Annotated in this window: 22 protein-coding genes; 11 read left to right on the top strand and 11 right to left on the bottom strand. The window is 33.3% G+C overall.

Annotated features, from left to right (window positions below; genetic code table 11):
• Nucleotides 1–71 precede the first annotated feature (71 nt).
• The 8 genes from NZ698_RS12365 to NZ698_RS12330 form a co-directional block, all read right to left on the bottom strand.
• A complete protein-coding gene (locus tag NZ698_RS12365; protein WP_263003445.1) occupies nt 72–560 on the bottom strand; it encodes a GDYXXLXY domain-containing protein in 489 nt (162 codons plus the stop codon).
• Nucleotides 547–1620 carry a DUF4401 domain-containing protein gene (locus NZ698_RS12360; RefSeq protein ID WP_263003443.1) on the bottom strand — a complete coding sequence of 358 codons (1074 nt, stop codon included), beginning with the start codon at nt 1618–1620 and terminating at the stop codon, nt 547–549. Before NZ698_RS12360 ends, NZ698_RS12365 begins: the two co-directional genes overlap by 14 nt.
• Nucleotides 1610–2566 (bottom strand): DUF2157 domain-containing protein, encoded by a 957-nt coding sequence (locus NZ698_RS12355; RefSeq protein ID WP_263003442.1) that lies wholly within the window; start codon nt 2564–2566, stop codon nt 1610–1612. The genes NZ698_RS12360 and NZ698_RS12355 overlap by 11 nt, the downstream gene beginning before the upstream one ends.
• A 43-nt stretch (nt 2567–2609) precedes the next feature.
• Complete coding sequence (locus tag NZ698_RS12350) at nt 2610–3113, bottom strand: hypothetical protein (protein WP_263003441.1); 504 nt, start codon at nt 3111–3113, stop codon at nt 2610–2612.
• Nucleotides 3114–3330: 217 nt separating this feature from the next.
• Nucleotides 3331–3528, bottom strand: coding sequence for a YqaE/Pmp3 family membrane protein (locus NZ698_RS12345; RefSeq protein ID WP_263003440.1), 198 nt, complete (start codon nt 3526–3528; stop codon nt 3331–3333).
• 69 nt (nt 3529–3597) lie between these two features.
• A complete protein-coding gene (locus tag NZ698_RS12340; protein WP_263003439.1) occupies nt 3598–4176 on the bottom strand; it encodes a hypothetical protein in 579 nt (192 codons plus the stop codon).
• Nucleotides 4177–4245: 69 nt separating this feature from the next.
• The gene (locus NZ698_RS12335) at nt 4246–5370 is read right to left on the bottom strand and encodes a lactonase family protein (RefSeq protein WP_263003437.1); all 1125 of its coding nucleotides are present in this window, start codon (nt 5368–5370) and stop codon (nt 4246–4248) included.
• 81 nt (nt 5371–5451) lie between these two features.
• Nucleotides 5452–7509, bottom strand: coding sequence for a M3 family metallopeptidase (locus NZ698_RS12330; RefSeq protein WP_263003436.1), 2058 nt, complete (start codon nt 7507–7509; stop codon nt 5452–5454).
• A 185-nt stretch (nt 7510–7694) separates the two neighbouring features.
• Here NZ698_RS12330 and NZ698_RS12325 point away from each other — a divergent pair, with 185 nt between their 5' ends.
• The 7 genes from NZ698_RS12325 to rimM all read left to right on the top strand — a co-directional run bounded on the left by NZ698_RS12325 (nt 7695) and on the right by rimM (nt 11493).
• A complete protein-coding gene (locus tag NZ698_RS12325) occupies nt 7695–8051 on the top strand; it encodes a nuclear transport factor 2 family protein (protein ID WP_263003435.1) in 357 nt (118 codons plus the stop codon).
• A 7-nt stretch (nt 8052–8058) separates the two neighbouring features.
• Complete coding sequence (locus NZ698_RS12320) at nt 8059–8589, top strand: SRPBCC family protein (protein WP_263003434.1); 531 nt, start codon at nt 8059–8061, stop codon at nt 8587–8589.
• 162 nt (nt 8590–8751) lie between these two features.
• Nucleotides 8752–8973: a hypothetical protein gene (locus NZ698_RS12315; protein ID WP_263003432.1), complete on the top strand. Its 222-nt coding sequence runs from the start codon at nt 8752–8754 to the stop codon at nt 8971–8973.
• An 85-nt stretch (nt 8974–9058) separates the two neighbouring features.
• Nucleotides 9059–9508 carry a hypothetical protein gene (locus NZ698_RS12310; RefSeq protein WP_263003431.1) on the top strand — a complete coding sequence of 150 codons (450 nt, stop codon included), beginning with the start codon at nt 9059–9061 and terminating at the stop codon, nt 9506–9508.
• Between the two features lie 62 nt (nt 9509–9570).
• A complete protein-coding gene (locus NZ698_RS12305; RefSeq protein ID WP_263003430.1) occupies nt 9571–10083 on the top strand; it encodes a nitroreductase family protein in 513 nt (170 codons plus the stop codon).
• A 288-nt stretch (nt 10084–10371) separates the two neighbouring features.
• Nucleotides 10372–10938 carry a 30S ribosomal protein S16 gene (locus NZ698_RS12300; RefSeq protein WP_263003429.1) on the top strand — a complete coding sequence of 189 codons (567 nt, stop codon included), beginning with the start codon at nt 10372–10374 and terminating at the stop codon, nt 10936–10938.
• 12 nt (nt 10939–10950) lie between these two features.
• The gene (rimM, locus tag NZ698_RS12295; protein ID WP_263003428.1) at nt 10951–11493 is read left to right on the top strand and encodes a ribosome maturation factor RimM; all 543 of its coding nucleotides are present in this window, start codon (nt 10951–10953) and stop codon (nt 11491–11493) included.
• Nucleotides 11494–11567: 74 nt separating this feature from the next.
• On the opposite strand, the gene NZ698_RS12290 is transcribed toward rimM, so the two are convergent.
• Nucleotides 11568–11969, bottom strand: coding sequence for a GlcG/HbpS family heme-binding protein (locus NZ698_RS12290; protein WP_263003426.1), 402 nt, complete (start codon nt 11967–11969; stop codon nt 11568–11570).
• 109 nt (nt 11970–12078) lie between these two features.
• Nucleotides 12079–13011, bottom strand: coding sequence for a helix-turn-helix domain-containing protein (locus NZ698_RS12285; RefSeq protein WP_263003425.1), 933 nt, complete (start codon nt 13009–13011; stop codon nt 12079–12081).
• Between the two features lie 106 nt (nt 13012–13117).
• Here NZ698_RS12285 and NZ698_RS12280 point away from each other — a divergent pair, with 106 nt between their 5' ends.
• From NZ698_RS12280 to asnS, 4 genes are all read left to right on the top strand, one after another.
• Complete coding sequence (locus NZ698_RS12280; protein WP_263003423.1) at nt 13118–13801, top strand: LA_2272 family surface repeat-containing protein; 684 nt, start codon at nt 13118–13120, stop codon at nt 13799–13801.
• Nucleotides 13798–14433: a hypothetical protein gene (locus NZ698_RS12275; RefSeq protein ID WP_263003421.1), complete on the top strand. Its 636-nt coding sequence runs from the start codon at nt 13798–13800 to the stop codon at nt 14431–14433. The genes NZ698_RS12280 and NZ698_RS12275 overlap by 4 nt, the downstream gene beginning before the upstream one ends.
• Nucleotides 14434–14449: 16 nt before the next feature.
• Nucleotides 14450–15049 carry a CDP-alcohol phosphatidyltransferase family protein gene (locus NZ698_RS12270; protein ID WP_263003419.1) on the top strand — a complete coding sequence of 200 codons (600 nt, stop codon included), beginning with the start codon at nt 14450–14452 and terminating at the stop codon, nt 15047–15049.
• Nucleotides 15050–15174: 125 nt separating this feature from the next.
• Nucleotides 15175–16623, top strand: coding sequence for an asparagine--tRNA ligase (gene asnS / locus NZ698_RS12265; protein ID WP_263003418.1), 1449 nt, complete (start codon nt 15175–15177; stop codon nt 16621–16623).
• Nucleotides 16624–16971: 348 nt separating this feature from the next.
• Here the strand turns inward: asnS and NZ698_RS12260 are convergent, their stop codons facing one another.
• The gene (locus NZ698_RS12260; protein ID WP_263003417.1) at nt 16972–17169 is read right to left on the bottom strand and encodes a hypothetical protein; all 198 of its coding nucleotides are present in this window, start codon (nt 17167–17169) and stop codon (nt 16972–16974) included.
• Nucleotides 17170–17795: the final 626 nt, after the last annotated feature.

Below are 17795 nucleotides of genomic sequence, written 5' to 3'. Positions count from 1 at the left end.
ACTTCTTTGATTTGCAAGTGCGGTTTCCAGATTTAGTTTTTTCATAACAATAAAAATAGTTTGTTGTGAAATTATTTAATCAGTTTTAAATTTTTATTATACAGCCCAATTAAAATACTGTTACCGTATTGGTCGATTTTTATGCCGCCATATTCTGCTTTCGCATATTTTTCTGCCTGTCCTTCTTCAAAAAAATAGGATTCTGCACCGATATTGACATTCCAGTTATCGGGAGCATTGTATTGTATCAAATGTTCACCAGATCTTAGAGGAGTTTTGTCTTGTTGAAATCTTACCTTTTTTGCGATGCCTTGACTGTCTAATTTCACAATACAATAACCACGCTTTGGAATTTTTTCAGCATCGATATTTTGAGAAATATCATATCGTAAAGTCATGTAATCTCCCTGCATGAGAGAACGTGGATCAACAGGTGCCAATTTTAGCAAAACCAGTTCTCCGTCTTTTAACAATTCTTCTTTTTTAAAAACCGACCAATTAAAGTAAACTAAAAGAAGGATAAGATTTAGCAAAATAATAAGCCACTTATATTTTTTCATGAGATATCAGTTTTTTACGGGTGAAGAAATAAAGAGTCAGGAAAAGAATTCCTGATGAAAATAAAATAATTGATTTTGTCAGCAAAGTGAATTGCAGGTTGTAGTAAAACATCGAAATAAAGTAGACAAATGCAATAATTCCCAACCCAAATCCTGTTTTGTAATTAACCATAAAACTTACTAAAATAATGAGTATTGCACCGGAAATTGCCGGAGAATTTGCCGTCGGAGCAAGCAAAACTGCTGTGGCAATTAATGTGATTGTTTTATGCTGTGTCGTTTTAATATTTAAAATTTTAAAAAGATGATATACAACGTAAAGAATCGACAAAATAATCACTACCGAAGAAGTAATAAAGTAGGCGTAAGAAAAAGAGGAAGATTTCTCATAATTTACAAATATAAAAGTTCCCAAAAATGTAAAGACTAAAGCTGAACGAAGAGGTTCGCAAAGTTTTGAAACGATATTTTTTAATGCAAGTATTTTGGCTTCATTTAGGAAGAGGAATGTAATCAAAACTGCGATCAGCGCGATATAAATATAGATCATTGAAGTCAATTCGTTAAATGTCAATAGTGCAACAGTACATCCGTTGATCATAAGAATGGACACGAACGAGATAATGTAATTTTGAACTACTAATAAAGAACATAGCGCAATAAGCATGAAAATAAAACAGATGATACTTTCGTTATGAATAGAATCACTGAGACCAATTCCTAATAGTACAAAACCAATGAGATAAAAAGTGACACTCATGGTATCAATAATGATTTTGTGAACCGCTTTATTCAATAAAATTGATCCGGCGATGCACAGACCTCCAAAAATCACTAAGCCCTGATTTGATTCAAAAAGTCCTGTCAGGAAAAGAAATCCCACAAAAGCTAATCCGGACATTAATCCTCCAAATACAGATAAGATTTTTATCGCTAAAGACTGATGATCTTCTTTGTTTTGATATGCTTTAAATACATTTTCTCTCTCAAACAAAAGTTCTTGATCACTCTTTTCCTGAAGATAGGAGAGAAGCTCTTCGATATTATCTTTATTTCTCATTTTTCCATTTTTTTTGAAAGGTTAATAAATTCCAGATTACCAAAGTGATGCTTAAAATGATGAAGATACTTACAAGTAAAAAACTGGCTTCATTATCTAAATTTTTAAAAAGCAATGTAGAAACGATGATAATTAAACTAAATGGAATCACCGCAAGATAAAATCCGTTTTTCTCTTTCAAAGAATGCCAGATTCCCAAAGAGAAAAGGATGATTGTAAAAGTAATAAGTACCGGAAAATGAGTTTCATAATCGTCTGTAATCCCAATAACTATACCCATCGTAGCAAAACCGATAGCTGCAAGCGAGACAATATTTAAAAACCATCTCGGAGCATGAATGTTTTGTTTTGATTCTGAAATTATAATTGCGGTGATCAACGCTGCTGCATTCATCAAGAAAAGAAAAGTGCAGACGAAAACTTCAGACCAGTCTTTGGCAACCTGTTGGGTGTAAAGGATAAATGTGGTATTGATCAGCAATAGAAAAATCAGCCAAAGCGGCGCAAAATCTGAAACAATGACCCATAAAGCGATGAAGATCGTCCATCCCAAAAAGAAGTCATAAGCATTGGCTCCGGTTTGATAAATTTGTCCGTATACGGCAAACAGTGCTCCTACCAAAACTGCGCTGCCCGTAAGAATTATGTTTTTTGTGGACTTGCTTATTTTTGCAAATAAAACAACAGAGGTTGTCGCAATAATCAACAATTCTGTCAGACCAATTTTTGCAAATTTATTAAGGTCTGCCCAATTGTAAGCGAAGAAAAAGATAATTCCAGAAACTGTAAAACCGACTCCCAAAGTGATAAAGAACAATCGCAGAAATTTGTGCCATGTTTCTCTAGTATTGTAGATATTTTCTGTGAGAATTTGAGAAATTCCTTTCTCATCTATATTGCTATGCCGGCTGATAATGTGCACGTCTTCCCGTTGGATGTCTTTCATTGAATATAGGTTTGCTGTTTAACTTGTTAAACCAAAAGTATTATTATTTGGAAGTGTAATTTCTAAAATTTATCAGTGCGATGTAGTCAATTTTATAGGGCCATAATTCTGTGTGTCTGGTACCCGGATTTAATGGTGTTACCGAAGTTGCTTCAAATTCCTCTTTGTTCCACACTTTTATTTCAGCATCAAACTGCAATGGAAAGCTGTAATTGTTTTTTGACAGCATCACTGTTTGGAAATCTTTTTCATCTTTACCTTCCTTGTAATATCCAATTCCAAAAATAACCTCGATAGTTTCTTTTTCCGGATTTTTTTCAAATAATTTTTCTGTTTCAAAAATTTTAAATTGCTCTGTAAATTCTGAGTACTTAATTACCTTGTAATCAAAAGAATTCTGAATGTTTTTAACTAATTTCAATGTCAATTTTGAACCCAATTTAAAAGCCATTCCATTAGCAATTGTGTCATTTGCACTCTGTGCAGTTAGTTTGTTTGTAAATAAAAAACTAGAGAAAAATATCAGTGAGTAAAAAAAATATTTCATAAAATTGATTTAAAAGATTGGATAGAATTTATTGGGATAATATTAATTACTGCTGATTGTAATTTTTAAATTCAAAAGGTAAATTAACAATATCAATAACAGTGAAATTTCCACACAAACTCTACAGAAAAGTAATATGAAAATTAAGAAGGGTGGAGAATATTTTGTTCAAAATAGGAGTTTGGTTATATTAAAGTAATTTTCTTCGGAATAGTTTTTACTTAGCCTTTCTAACCGCACGAATCAGTTTTTCGTTTCTCTTTTCAGCTCTTTCATTCTGCAATGATAATGCTGCCCAAATTGCTGCAGGAACCCAGCCGAGAATAGTGATTTGCAAAATAAGACAGATAATCCCGGTGAGAATCTTCCCACGAAGAATGAAAGACAAAAATGGTAGAAGTATAGCGATTAACATTTTTTTATTTTAGAATTAAACTTTTTGATAAATGTGCAAATAATATACGACTTAAAAGTAACAAGTTTGTCAATGAAATTTTGAATTTTTTAGAGACTCCAAAAGTTCTTTACCTTCATTGTCGTCATTTATAAATACAATTATATGCGTTTCATAACCTTTAATTTCCGAAGTATAGACATATAAATAGGATGTTTTTTCTTCTTTTTTTAAAGTTAAAATTGATTTGATAAAGTTTACAGAATCTATTTTTTCATTTTCAGTTTTCTCTTCATATTTTATATTTTTCTCTGTTGTTTTGAAGCTATCAAGAATTGTTTTGTGTTGATCTCCTAAATACTTTTTAAGATCCTTCGGTTGATCTTGAGGTTTTTTCACAAAAAATATTACGGAATTATTGTCCTTATCTCTAAATGAAATAATTGGTTTTCGATTGCTATTTGATTCTGTTATATCTTTGTTTTCTCGTGATTTTTTTTGTTTAGTTTCTTTATAATCTTTAGTGATTACCTTTTGAACTCCAGGTGTATTGAAATTTACAGGAAGAATTACTGCTAAACCAATTTGTTCATTTACATAAATATTGTTGGTTTGACTAAAAACAGAAATATTTAGAAAAAATATTAAAAGGAAAAATAATAATTTCATCTGTGAATAGTTTTAAAGAACTTTTTTAATTTTTTATAAATGTAATTATTTACAGATTAAAAATTTATATTAATTGTAATTTTTTATTTGCACACAAGACACACTTTTAATTTTCACTTTCTTACCAACTTTTTTCAATAAACCTGTTTTAAAATCTCTTTTAAAAACGGTTACATTTCCGCTTCTTGCATTTGTTGTAATCAAAAACTTTCCAGATTCGTCAATGGCAAAAACTCTCGTATGTTTACCCAAAGTTGATTGATAGCCTATCGTTTTTAATGCTCCGTCATTTTGAATTGAAAATATAGCGATATTATCCTCAAAACCACGATTCGAAGCATATAGAAATTTTCCATCAGGAGAAATATGAATGTCTGAACTTTCAAAATCTTCCTTATACTTTTCAGGGTGGGTGTTGATTCTTTGAATACTTTTTAATGTTCCGTCAAAATATTGATAAGCATTTACGGTTCCTGTTAATTCTTCAATACAGTAAGCAAATTTTCCGTTGGGATGAAATGTAAAATGACGCGGTCCACTTCCCAAAGTTGTTTTGGTAAACGGAATTTTACAACTTTCCAACGGTTCATTTTTCTGATCATTAAATTGATAACACCTGATTTTATCTGCTCCCAAATCAGGCATGAAAATATATTGAAAGTCCGGTGAAAAAACAGTTGAATGAATATGCGAACGTTCCTGTCTTCCAGGATCGATGCTTCCTTCGGTAAATTGAAAGTTCTGAATCATCGGTTGAATCCTTCCGTTTTCAGAAATAGGATAAACAGAGGTGCTTCCTTCAGTATAATTTCCATTAATGAGCCATTTTCCGTTTTTATAAGCAGTCAGATAAACCGGATTTTCGCCACCACTTTTTTGACTGTTGATAAAATTCAGCGTTTTATTTTCAGGATTAAATTCAAAACTGCTTACACTTCCAGCGTTCTTTGTTTTACTTTCTGTGCAGGCAAAAACATATTTTCCGTCAGGAGATAATGTCAGATAAGATGGATTGAGGATGTTTTTTACAGTCGTTACTTTTGATAATTTTCCTTTGATGGTATCCAGTTGATAAACAAAAATTCCTTCTGAAGATTTATCACGATTAAAAGAGCCGAAAAAAACATAAGTGTTTTGTGAATATATTGTGATGCAGAAAAAGAGAGTGAGGATGAGGAGAATTTTGTTTTTCAATTTTTATAAATTTCTGATAAAAATATTAAAAAAGTCCCTTAGATTTTTCTAAAGGACTTCAAGATTTTAATTGAATTTTTCTTACCCGAACGCTCTCTTCAGCAAACTCTCCACTTGCGGCTCACTTCCTCTGAAGCTTTTATACAATTCCATCGGATCTTTTGTTCCGCCTGACGAAAGCAGAATTTTATATTTTGCGGCAATTTCCGGATTGAAAATTCCGTTTTCTTTAAAATATTGAAAAGCATCGGCATCCAAAACTTCCGCCCATTTGTAGGAATAATATCCCGCAGAATATCCACCTTGGAAAATATGGGAAAAACTCGGACTCATCGCTGTTTCAGAATTTGAAGGATACAATTGAGTCGCCTTTGTGTAATCATCCTCAAACTCCTTCACACTTTTATTCTCCAAATCTGCAACTTTCATGTGATAATTCATATCCAAAATTCCAAAACCAAGCTGTCTCATCGTCTGATAACCTTCCATAAAGTTTTTAGACAATGCAATCTTCTCGATTTTTTCGTCGGGTAAAACTTCGCCTGTTTTATAATGTTTGGCGAAAGTTTTTAGAAATTCAGGTTCATAACAGAAATTTTCAATGAACTGAGATGGTAATTCCACAAAATCCCATTTAACGGAAGTTCCTGATAAATTTGGATATTCAGTGTTTGCCAACATTCCGTGAAGCGCGTGACCAAACTCGTGGAACAAGGTTGTAACTTCCTGAAAAGTCAATAAACTCGGTGTATCTTTTGTCGGTTTGCTGAAATTACAAACGATAGAAATATGCGGACGAGAATTTTCACCGTCTTTCTGATACTGATTTTTATAACTTGTCATCCAAGCTCCGGCTCTTTTGCCTTTTCTTGGAAAATAGTCAACATATAGTAGAGATTTAAATATTATTTCAGAATTGTCGTTTCCATCTTCCGACTTCCCGCTTCCTTCTTCAAAAACCTCATACACTTTTACATCTTCATGATATTTCGGAACGTCATGACTTTCCACAAAAGTCAACCCGAAAAGTTTATTAGATAGGCCAAAAACCGCTTCCTGAACTTGTTCTAATGGAAAATAAGGTTTCAATTCCTCATCATTAAGATCGTATTTTGCTTTACGAAGTTTTTCGGCGTAAAAAGAGTGATCGTAACCTTGCATTTCTTCGATTCCATCTGCTTTTGCCAAAGATTTTAATTCTTCAATTTCTTTTTCTGCGTAAGGTTTTGCTTTAATTAAAAGTTCGTTCAGAAAATCAATAACTTTCGTTGGAGATTTTGCCATTCTCTCTTCCAAAACGTAATCTGCATAATTTGAATAACCCAACAATTCAGCTTTCTGTTGTTTTAAATTCAAAAGTTCTTTGATGAGGTTCTGATTGTCAAATTCTCCACCGTCGAAAGATTTTTTTCCATTTGCCAAAGCCAGTTCTTTTCTCAGATCACGATTTTCAGCATAGGTCATAAATGGGATGTAGCTTGGATATTGCAAAGTGATAACCCAACCTTCCAGATTTCTTTCTTTGGCTTCTTCAGCGTATTGCTCAACAATAGCTTCGGGAATTCCGGCAAGATCTTCTTTATTGGTGATATGTTTAAAATAAGCATTAGTTGAAGCCAAAACGTTTTGTCCAAATTTTAAGGATTTTAAAGATAAATCCATGCTGATTTTCTTTAATTTTTCCTTGTCTTCTTCATTCAAAAGGGCTCCGCTTCTTACAAAACCTTTGTAAGTTTCATTCAAAAGCATTTGCTGTTCTTCGTTCAGATTGTATTTTTCTTTTTCGTCATAAACTTTTTTAATTCGATTAAATAAAGCTTCGTTTTGAGAAATTTTTGATGAATATTCAGTTAAAATGGGTGAAACTTCTTGTGCGATCTGTTGTAATTCGTCACTTGTTTCGGCTGAATTTAAATTAAAGAAAATATTTGAAGCTCTGTCCAATTGATCTCCTGAAAAAGCTAAAGCTTCGATCGTATTTTCAAAATTAGCTTCGTCCGGATTATTGACAATAGCATCAATTTCTTCCTCAGATTTCTGAATTAATTCTTTAAAAGCAGGCAAATAATCTTCATTTTTAATCTGATCAAATGGTGCTGAATGATATGGTGTGTTGAATTTTTCTGTTAAAATATTCATTGTTGTATTTTTAATTGCTGTAAATTTAATTAATTGATTTGAATCAGATTCTCATGGCTCAAAAACAATGCCTCGACATGAAGATATGACAAAAATGCTTATTGTCGATTTTTTCTTGTCATAAGAAAAGATAAAGTTTCTCCTGAAAGTGTAATTTTGATTTCAGATTTAAATAAAACTAAAACATGTCTCAAAATAAGAAAACTGTCCAGAAATATATGGATTCTTTCCAGGAAACCGATCACGAACAAATTTTAAGCTGCCTTACCGAAGATGTAATCTGGGAAATGCCCGGAGTTTATATTCATCACGGCAAAGAAGAATTTGACAAAGAAATAGAAAACGAAAATTTCACCGGAAAACCAAAAATAACAGTTTTCAGAATGACAGAAGAGAATAATGTAGTAATCGCAGAAGGAAATGTTGTCGCAAGTTTTAAAAGCGGAGATATTCTAAACGCCGATTTCTGCGATGTTTTTGAAATGGAAAATGGACTGATCAAAAAGTTGATTTCTTATTTAATGCAAAAAATAACTAAATAAAGTCATCATGAAAACATTTTTTAAAATTTTAGGAAGCATCTTATTGCTCATTATTGTTTATTCATTAATAGCAATTTTATTTTTTGACACGCATTATCATAAAGAAAAAACGATCGTTATTAATGCTCCTCAAAATAAAGTTTGGCAGCAGGTAAATTCTATGAAAGCCATCAACGATTGGAACCCGTGGAAGAAAATGGATAAAAATCTCGCGGAAGATTATAAAGGAAAAAGTGGTGAAGTAGGAGATTATTACCACTGGAGTGGAAATGATGAGGTAGGAGAGGGTGAACAAAAAATTACAGCTTTAATACCGATGGAAAAAGTATCTACGCAAATGCATTTTATAAGACCTTTCGAAGATGACGCCACTTCAGATATTATTGTAAAACCCGAAGGGAATACTACAAAAGTGACTTGGGGAATAGATTTTGAATTGGAAACCAAAATGAAACCCATGAAACCGATGATGGATTATCAAATGCAGAAATCGTTGGATGAAGGATTAGATAATTTGAGAACGCTCTTAGAAAAATAAAAAAGCCTTGTAAATTTTGTGTTGCAGAGCTTTTAGTTTAAATTAATAAGTTTTTCAGTTAACATCATTAAGAATTATTAATGAAATTTTCAAAATTTATAATCTTTGGTTAAACTTTTAGAATGAATTATTATAAAATATATCTTTGAACAAAATTAAATAATGAGGAAACAATACCTTTTGTTTATGGCGACTTTAATTGGCTTTTTGTTTGCATCTTGCGCATCAAAATCCGGGAAAATGCTTGATAACAATCACCAGAAAAATTATATGGAAGGCAGTCAAAGTGATATTGATAGAAATGTTCAGCAGCTTGAAAAAAGGCGGGAAGCGGATGAGAGGAAAATCGATGTCTCTGATTATGAGCAGAACAAGCCAAAATAAAAATTTGACAACCGTTTCTTTATAGAAGCGGTTTTTTGATTTCATTATTTAAAAAAATATTATCTTTATGTAAAGATTACGATACATGGAGAAGACAGTATTTGAGAAAAACAACATAAGAGATTATGTAAAAAGCGTGATTTCAGAAAAGATTGAAAAACTTAAAAAATTTATAGAATTTACTTTAGAAGCTACCCGCGATATTAAAAAAACTCCGAAATACGACAGTATGCGCGAAGAAATGCAGGAGGAAATTTACCAGATGCAGAGACAGCTCGCAGCGTTGAATGATTTGAAAACCAATATGGCAAGAGTGCTTCCTGCTGCTACAAGCAGAGTACAGTTAGGTTCATTGGTGATTACCAATAAAGCTCGTTTTTATATTTCCGTTTCTTTGGGCGAATTCTTTTTTGAGGGTGATCGTTTCTATGCAATCTCGTCAGAAAGTCCGATGGCAAAAAAAATGATGGGTATGCAATCCGGCGAAGAATTTACCTTAAATAAGATTCATCAGAAAATTGTTGAGGTTCTCTGATTTTTGTCTCAAACCTGATTCTTCTCGCTTCTTGCTTTCATCTTTTTCGTAAATTTGTGTCTATGAATAAAGCAGAAGTTTTAAAAGAAATCATAGAACAAAGAAGAAGTATCTTTCCAAAAGATTATGCTGAAACTGAAATCTCACAGGAAATCATCGACGAGATTTTAAATTCGGCAAAATTTGCTCCCAATCATAAACGTACAAAACCTTGGCGTTTCAAAGTTTTCAAAGGTGAAGAAAAAGCAAAACTGGCTGTAGAAATGCAGGAGATTTACAAGGCTTCACAATCCGAACAACTTTTCTTAGAGAAAAAATATAATGATATTGGTTTTAAAATCAATAAAGCTGATGCTGTAGTTTCAATTGTAGTCAACTTTAGTGGAATGGTTCCTGAGTGGGAAGAAATTGCCGCAGTTTCTATGGCGGTTCAGAATATGTATCTTACCTGTACCGCAAATGGAGTAGGATGTTACTGGAGTTCACCAAAAATTGTTGACCAGCTGAAAGATTCTTTAGCCATCGAAGAAAACCAGAAATGTCTCGGACTTTTCTATATGGGAAATGTTGATTAATGTAGTTATTTTAAACAATAATTTATAACGAAGCACTGATTTAGCCCTGATGGAAACGGCGTCCTTTTTTTGTTGCCTGAGCGCAGTCGAAGGCAATAAAAAAAGATATAGTGGACAGCAGGTTCCCGGCTCCTAAGAAAAATTTAAATGAAGACAATAAGAGAATAGTGCAAAACTTCCAACTTACGGCATCTGACTTCCAACAAATATTTTCAGAATTGAAAATATTTACTATCTTTGCACACTTAAATATTTAATCGGGACGAGTTCCCTTAAAATTCATACATTATGTCAGTAAAAATCAGATTACAAAGACACGGATCAAAAGGGAGACCTTTTTTCCACATCGTGGTTGCAGATGCTAGAGCTAGAAGAGATGGTAGATTCATCGAAAAACTAGGTACTTACAACCCAATTACTAACCCTGCGACTATCGATTTGAACGTTGACGCTGCTGTAAAGTGGTTGAACAACGGTGCTCAACCAACTGATACTGCAAGAGCTATTCTTTCTTATAAAGGTGCACTTTACAAAAAACACTTACAAGGTGGTGTTGCTAAAGGTGCTTTTGATGAGGCTGAAGCTGAAAAAAGATTTGGTGCTTGGTTAGAATCTAAAGAACAAAAAGTACAAGGTAAAGTAGAAGGTTTATCTAAAGCTCAGTTTGACGCTAAGAAAGCTGCTTTGGATGCTGAAGTTAAAGTAAACGAAGCTAGAGTTGCTGCTGCTGCACAAGTAGAAGCTGATGCTAAAGCTGCTGAAGAAGCTGCAAACGCACCTGCTGAAGAAGTTGTTGCTGAAGCTACAGAAGGAGAAGCTCCTGCTGCTGAAACTGAAGAAAACACTGAAGCTTAAAAACAAACCGTCATGCGTAAAGAAGATTGCTATTTTTTAGGAAAAATCACACGCAGACACGGCCTTGCGGGAAACGTCATCCTTAAATTGGATACCGACCAACCCGAGCTTTACAATAAATTGGAATCAATATTCGTTGAAGTCAACGGATTATTGGTTCCTTTTTTTATTGAAAAATCGTCATGGAGCAAACTTGATGCTCTGAATCTTGCTTTTAAAAATTCTTCTGAAGCGTTGGTAGATCAATCTTTAGGTAAAAATGTTTACCTTCCGTTGTCTACTCTGCCAAAACTTACCGGAAATCAGTTTTATTACCATGAAGTAATTGGTTTTGAAATTATGGATCAGGATAATAAAGATTGCGGTGTCATCAGATCTGTAAATGATCAGACTGCGCAAAATTATTTTATCACTAATTTATACGGTAAAGAAGTGGTAATCCCAATGATCAAAGACTGGATTCTTGAGGTCAACCGTGAAGAAAGATATATCAAAATAGAACTTCCGGAAGGTTTGATTGATGTTTTCCTGATTCCTTCTAAGAAAGACGAGTAATTTTCCTCATTATTCCTACAAAAAAAAAGCTGGCTTTCTAACCAACTTTTAATTATTCTTTTATTTTAAATTTTTTATCCTAAAGCTGCTGCTCCTGCAGAAGCAACTTCGTGATCATCATCGACGGTACTTCCGCTTACACCGATCGATCCGATAATATTTCCCGAAGAATCTTTGATCAAAACTCCACCCGGAAAAGTAATCAATCCGTTATTTGAATGTTCGATGTTGTATAAAGATTGTCCCGGTTGAGAAAGCTTTCCGATTTCACCGCTATTCATATTAAAATATCTTGCAGTTTTTGCTTTTTTCTGAGCAATGTCGATTGAGCCGAGCCAAGCATCATCCATTTTTGCGAATGCAACTAAATTTACACCGCTGTCCATCACAGCAATATTCATTTTTACTCCTAATTCTTTTGATTTTTCTAATGCAGCTTCAATAGCTTTCTGAGCCTGTTCTAATGTAATGTTCATAATATTTGGTTTAGTAATACACTTCATCTATATAAAACCATGCCGATTTATTGATTTTATTTATCGAAAGACCGTAATTTACATATAATTAATAATGTCAAACAAATGATTACGATTTTAATTTCTCTGTCAAATCATCAATCTGCTGATACATTTTATTAAAAAACATTCTTCGTTCTCTGTTTCCGGAAGTGTTCAGTGATTTTGAATTTTTAATTTCATGTTCAAAATAAATCAAAGTATCATTACAGGTGTTTTCATCATTCGTCATCATATATCCAAACATATTAAAAGGAATAAAAAACGAAGACTGATATTCATTTTTAAACAAAATATTATTACTTAAAATCACCAAATCGTTCACATAAAAATTAAAGTCAGGTTTATTTTGAATTTTAAATTCAATTTTTTGCAGAACATTTCTCACTTCTTCCAAAATAAGAACAATGTCTTTATATTTTAAAAGTCCCATTTCTGAGTAATAAGAAATCTGCATCAAAATGCTCATAATTGTTGTGTCGTTCCAGACTTCGGTTACATTTTGATTTTCATATAAATCTTTCAGCATTTCATTTTTAGGCGAATGGTATGGAAGATCAAAATCTTCAAATGGACCTAAAAATTTATCTTCGTTCAGCAAATTCATCCAGACATAAAATTTAAAACGTGAAAGAATTGTATTCGAAATTGTATAAAAAAACGGAATATCTTTCGCAGAATAATAGACTTTTGATTGATTAATATTTTGAAAAACGTCTAAAATCTGCAGCGAACTTTCAAAAAAATACAATAAATCTTCCTGAGTTTTTACGGGTTTCGTTCTTTTTACCACCAATTGGTTTTCCGTACCCAAAAACTGATCTAGTGAAATCTGATAATACTTAGCCAATTCTATTGCTTCCTCAAAACTAAATTTCGCTTTCATAGAAGTTCTCCGATGCGCCGCGTCGTAACTGATATTTAAAATATTGGCGATTTCGTCATTCAAAGATTTGTCCCCAATTTTTTTTCTAATCTGCTTCAGTAAAATTTCCTGATTCATAGGATTTGCGATTTTCACAAATTTAGAGATTTATTTTAATTTTTTTCACATTCATGAAAGTGGTTTTCAAAATTAGCTTTGAAGTATAATTTTAAAATAAAATGTTATGAAAACGAAATTATTTTTAGTCATTGCCTTTTTGTCAGGCGGTATACTGTTCGGTCAGGATAGTTTGAAAGTGAATCAGCAAAAAAGAAGATTGATTTCTACTACTCCTCTTAATCCACAAGTTGAAAAAGTAAATGGTCTTGCTGTAGGTTTAGGTTTCGATTCGAAATACTTGGCTAAAGACCAAAATACTGTTAAACTTCAAACTGTAAATGGGCTGAATCTGGAATTGAACCCTTTAGGATTGTTGTTTTGTATGTTTTATGACCCTTCGAAAAGTGCGAATGTAGAATACGTTCAAGTGAATGGACTCAATATTTCTTTGTCAGGATATTTAAGAGGAGTAAGTCACAACGGAGTCAGTGTTTCTCTTTACAATTATGGTCACACGATGAATGGTTTAATGGGATCACTTCTTCATTTCGATACTGAAAAATCTAAAGGAGTTTTTGTAACCGGACTATTTTTCTCTTCCAATGAATTGAAGGGACTAAGTATTTCAGCCTTTAATAACGCCGAAATTTTAAAGGGTGTTCAGCTAGGTTTTGTTAATAGAAATACTGAAGGAAAAGGTTTGCAGATTGGTTTAGTTAATAAATCTAAGAAAATGAAAGGCTTACAGATCGGCTTTTGGAACAGAAACGGAAAACGCACACTACCATTCATTAATTTTAGATCATGAAAACAATTATCATTATCCTATTTTTATATTGCGTGGGGTTTTCTGCACAAAATTTAGAATCAAAAAATCCTAAACATTCTTTGATTGAAACTGGTGTTTTCATGAGTTTTTCTAATTTAAAAGTGAAAGATCACATTGGGTTTTATGGTGGCTATTGGTATCGGTATACTGCGGATGAAACGGATACTCATTTGGAATTAGGGACAAATTTTGGTTATAGCAAAAGTCTCTATGATTTCAATTACGGAAAAAATGGTGAACTTTTCCCCATACGCTCAAAAGAATTTATCTGGAGTTTTGGAGCTCGGATGGTTAAAGAATTTGATTTGAAAAATAATAAAATCGAGTGGATAACAGAATTGAGCATGAAGAATCTTTTCTTCGATGAAGGCGATATACCACAAGATGAACCTCGTAAAACAATGGATCAGGATGATCAAACAATCTATATAGATACTCACACAGCGAGTCTGTCATCTTTAAAAATCGGACAGGGAGTGCGCTTTTGGAAAAACAATATAGGCTTTGGCGTTCAGGCGTCTTATATTCCGTATCGACTTTGGTACAGAGAAACAATACCGAAAGGCGTTAATAGTTTTTCGTTTGAAATGTCTTTCAATATTAAATTCTAATTTAAAATATAGCATCATGAAAAACATACCTTATATATTAATAGCAATTCGCTTTCTCCTCGCACCGGTCATTTTCTTTTTAGCATATTTGAAAGGTGAAGAATCGGGATATTTAATTTTAATATTAATGTTCATTGGATTACTCACAGATATTTTTGACGGAATCATCGCGAGGAAAGTCGGAGTTTCATCAGAAAAACTAAGAAGACTCGACAGTCAGGTAGATTTAGTTTTCTGGCTTTCGCTTGGATTTGCAGCATATTTTCTCAACCCGGAAATGATAAAAAACGAGTGGAAAAATATTACATTAATTTTTGTGTTGGAAGCTCTCTGTTATTTGATAAGTTTCTGGAAATTCGGTAAAGAAACCTGTACTCATGCATTTTTATCTAAAATGTGGGGCTTGAGTTTGCTGATTGCCTTTATTTACTTAATTGGATTTCAACAAACAGGTTGGGCGTTTTACTTGGCAATAATTTTAGGAATCATTTCTCATATTGATGTGATCCTGATTATTTTGATCCTACCAAAGTGGCAGTATGACGTACCAAGCTGTTATCACGCATGGAATATCAGGAAAGGTAAGCAAAGAAAAAAAAGCACACTTTTTAATTAAAAGAAAGTAAATTATCAGAATTAATTGATCATTTTTAAATCAAACAGTCTAATCGTAGAAAAATTACCCTGTTTTTTGTAGATTTGCAGACATTAATTTTTATACAAAAATTTATCAATCAACAAATGAAAAAGCAGACGATTAAAGAAGTCCTACAAGACTACAAAAAAGTATTACATCATGACATTACAGTTTACGGTTGGGTAAGAGCATTCCGTTCAAATCGCTTTATTGCACTAAATGATGGTTCTACAATTAATAATTTGCAAATTGTTGTTGATTTCGAAAATTTCGACGCAGAAATTATCAGTAAAATAAGCACAGCTGCTTCACTGAAAGTTGTGGGAGAGGTGGTTGAAAGCCAGGGAGCCGGACAAACTGTAGAAATTATCGCAAAAAAAATAATTATTTTAGGAGATAACTTTACTGAAGAAAGAGATAAAACGATTCTTCAGCCCAAAAAACATTCATTAGAGGTGTTGAGAGATCAGGCGCATTTAAGATTCAGAACCAATTTGTTTGGCGCGGTTTTCAGGGTACGTCACGCGGTGAGTTTTGCAATTCACTCATTTTTCAACCAAAACCAATTTTTTTACATTAACACTCCGATTGTTACCGGTGCAGATGCAGAAGGAGCGGGTGAAATGTTTGGTGTAACGAATTTTGATTTAAATAATATTCCAAGAGACGAGCAGGGTGATATTGACTTTGCTCAGGATTTCTTTGGGAAAAAGACCAACTTAACGGTTTCCGGTCAGCTAGAAGGAGAAACTGCAGCAATGGGATTGGGAAGAATCTATACTTTCGGACCAACTTTCCGCGCAGAAAACTCAAACACAACGCGTCACCTAGCCGAATTCTGGATGATTGAGCCGGAAGTTGCATTCAACAATCTTGAAGATAACATTGATTTGGCGGAAGATTTCTTGAAATATGTCATTCAATATGTTTTAGATAACTGTAAAGATGATCTTGAATTCTTAGACAAACGTTTTGAAGAAGAGCAAAAATCAAAGCCGGAAAAAGAAAGAGCCAAAGAAGGTTTGATCGAAAAACTTGAAAATGTTATTGCTAAACGTTTTAAAAGAGTTTCTTATACGGAAGCAATTGAGATTTTATTAAATTCAAAGGAAAATAAAAAAGGGAAATTTGTTTATCCAATTGAAGAGTGGGGTGCAGATCTTCAGTCTGAGCACGAAAGATTCTTGGTAGAGAAGCATTTTGAATGCCCGGTTGTTCTTTTTGATTATCCGAAAGAAATTAAAGCATTCTACATGAAGCTGAATGACGATAACAAAACCGTTGCCGCAATGGATGTACTTTTCCCAGGAATTGGTGAAATTATTGGCGGATCAGAGAGAGAAGCAAGATTAGACGTCTTAAAAACAAAAATGGCAGAAATGCATGTTGATCAGCATGAATTGTGGTGGTATTTAGATACTAGAAAATTTGGTTCGGTTCCTCATGCTGGTTTCGGGCTAGGTTTGGAGCGTTTGGTTTTATTTGTGACAGGTATGACAAATATCCGTGATGTGATCCCTTTCCCGAGAACTCCAAAGAATGCAGAATTTTAAAATTATTTTTGAATATTATAGATGCCTCTGAAATTTTCAGGGGCATTTTTATTTAAAGGAACAGTATAACAAGACGATTTTCTCTTAGGAGCTTAATCCCGCTCTCCACTATATCTTTTTTGGCTGCCCGCTGCTTTGCACCGGCCATCAAAAAAAGGATGCCGTTTCGATCGGGGCTATGGGATTTGTCCGCAGATCACGATTTGTCACAAGAGTAAACTTGATCCAATAGTTGTTTGCAGTCATCTAACTTTACCATTATATCGAGCTTAAAAACTTCAATAAATTTTTTCATTCTGGTTTCACTTTAAATTTTCAAAGAAATGAACACTATGATCTGCTTCGTGGTCATAAAATATTTATGAACCAACCGTATATTTTGTCGTACCGAAACTCTGTAGGATTTCCGCATTGTAATAGTCTGGAACAATATTCATCGATTGCCGGAGTATAAATGAGTATAATATTTTTAATAATCACCCCACAAAATCCGTCAAGCTCCGGTGGAGTAGTATCTGTGTAGGCAATAATACTTCTTCCAGACAAACAGCTCCGTAGGAGCGCTATATTTGTAGAGAATATTTATAGTTGGAAAAGAGAGTTCCGTAGGAGCGTTACCTTTGTGAAAATGTAAGAAAATAGAAATTTCCAAACCATGATGCCTTCAGCGACAAAAAAATCCTATGTGAAAATATTTTTTACAAAATCCCGTATATCTTGATTTAAAACTTTTCAATTTTCCAATACTCCGATTTGCAAAAGCCTTTATATCACAGAATCCCATCCCTGCGAAAGCCTCTGCGAAATTTATCAAACTTTAAAACGCTTCGATGCCGACAATTAAACACATTCGCCCAGAAACCATGCTGCAAAACCTTCAATTTTCGAACGCTTCAACTCACTAACCTCAAATTCTCCACGGCTATCACGCTACAAAACTTTCTATGCCCGACTCCTCCGACGCTCTCACACTAAAACCCTCCAACTCTCCAACCCTAAAACTCTCCAACTCTCGAACTCTCGAACCTCCCCATGAATTACCCAACATTAGTTTAAATTTTTGTTTCAGGTTATCAGTGCTTTAGGATTGAATATGAATTTAAATTAAACATTATGTTAAATATATTTGGAAGTAGAGGAGTAAACGTACTACTTTTGCCCCACTGAAAAAC

Source organism: Chryseobacterium edaphi, from assembly GCF_025628985.1.
In the GTDB taxonomy this organism is placed as follows: Bacteria; Bacteroidota; Bacteroidia; order Flavobacteriales; family Weeksellaceae; genus Chryseobacterium; species Chryseobacterium edaphi.
Note: the sequence above shows the minus strand (reverse complement) of the source record. Positions and strands in the feature narration are given on the sequence as shown.

Excerpts from the sequence above, each read along its gene's own strand:
- NZ698_RS12365 (WP_263003445.1), bottom strand. The coding sequence starts at position 560 with ATGAAAAAATATAAGTGGCTTATTATTTTGCTAAATCTTATCCTTCTT.
- NZ698_RS12360 (WP_263003443.1), bottom strand. The coding sequence starts at position 1,620 with ATGAGAAATAAAGATAATATCGAAGAGCTTCTCTCCTATCTTCAGGAA.
- NZ698_RS12355 (WP_263003442.1), bottom strand. The coding sequence starts at position 2,566 with ATGAAAGACATCCAACGGGAAGACGTGCACATTATCAGCCGGCATAGC.
- NZ698_RS12350 (WP_263003441.1), bottom strand. The coding sequence starts at position 3,113 with ATGAAATATTTTTTTTACTCACTGATATTTTTCTCTAGTTTTTTATTT.
- NZ698_RS12345 (WP_263003440.1), bottom strand. The coding sequence starts at position 3,528 with ATGTTAATCGCTATACTTCTACCATTTTTGTCTTTCATTCTTCGTGGG.
- NZ698_RS12340 (WP_263003439.1), bottom strand. The coding sequence starts at position 4,176 with ATGAAATTATTATTTTTCCTTTTAATATTTTTTCTAAATATTTCTGTT.
- NZ698_RS12330 (WP_263003436.1), bottom strand. The coding sequence starts at position 7,509 with ATGAATATTTTAACAGAAAAATTCAACACACCATATCATTCAGCACCA.
- NZ698_RS12325 (WP_263003435.1), top strand. The coding sequence starts at position 7,695 with ATGTCTCAAAATAAGAAAACTGTCCAGAAATATATGGATTCTTTCCAG.
- NZ698_RS12320 (WP_263003434.1), top strand. The coding sequence starts at position 8,059 with ATGAAAACATTTTTTAAAATTTTAGGAAGCATCTTATTGCTCATTATT.
- NZ698_RS12315 (WP_263003432.1), top strand. The coding sequence starts at position 8,752 with ATGAGGAAACAATACCTTTTGTTTATGGCGACTTTAATTGGCTTTTTG.
- NZ698_RS12310 (WP_263003431.1), top strand. The coding sequence starts at position 9,059 with ATGGAGAAGACAGTATTTGAGAAAAACAACATAAGAGATTATGTAAAA.
- NZ698_RS12305 (WP_263003430.1), top strand. The coding sequence starts at position 9,571 with ATGAATAAAGCAGAAGTTTTAAAAGAAATCATAGAACAAAGAAGAAGT.
- NZ698_RS12300 (WP_263003429.1), top strand. The coding sequence starts at position 10,372 with ATGTCAGTAAAAATCAGATTACAAAGACACGGATCAAAAGGGAGACCT.
- rimM (WP_263003428.1), top strand. The coding sequence starts at position 10,951 with ATGCGTAAAGAAGATTGCTATTTTTTAGGAAAAATCACACGCAGACAC.
- NZ698_RS12290 (WP_263003426.1), bottom strand. The coding sequence starts at position 11,969 with ATGAACATTACATTAGAACAGGCTCAGAAAGCTATTGAAGCTGCATTA.
- NZ698_RS12285 (WP_263003425.1), bottom strand. The coding sequence starts at position 13,011 with ATGAATCAGGAAATTTTACTGAAGCAGATTAGAAAAAAAATTGGGGAC.
- NZ698_RS12280 (WP_263003423.1), top strand. The coding sequence starts at position 13,118 with ATGAAAACGAAATTATTTTTAGTCATTGCCTTTTTGTCAGGCGGTATA.
- NZ698_RS12275 (WP_263003421.1), top strand. The coding sequence starts at position 13,798 with ATGAAAACAATTATCATTATCCTATTTTTATATTGCGTGGGGTTTTCT.
- NZ698_RS12270 (WP_263003419.1), top strand. The coding sequence starts at position 14,450 with ATGAAAAACATACCTTATATATTAATAGCAATTCGCTTTCTCCTCGCA.
- asnS (WP_263003418.1), top strand. The coding sequence starts at position 15,175 with ATGAAAAAGCAGACGATTAAAGAAGTCCTACAAGACTACAAAAAAGTA.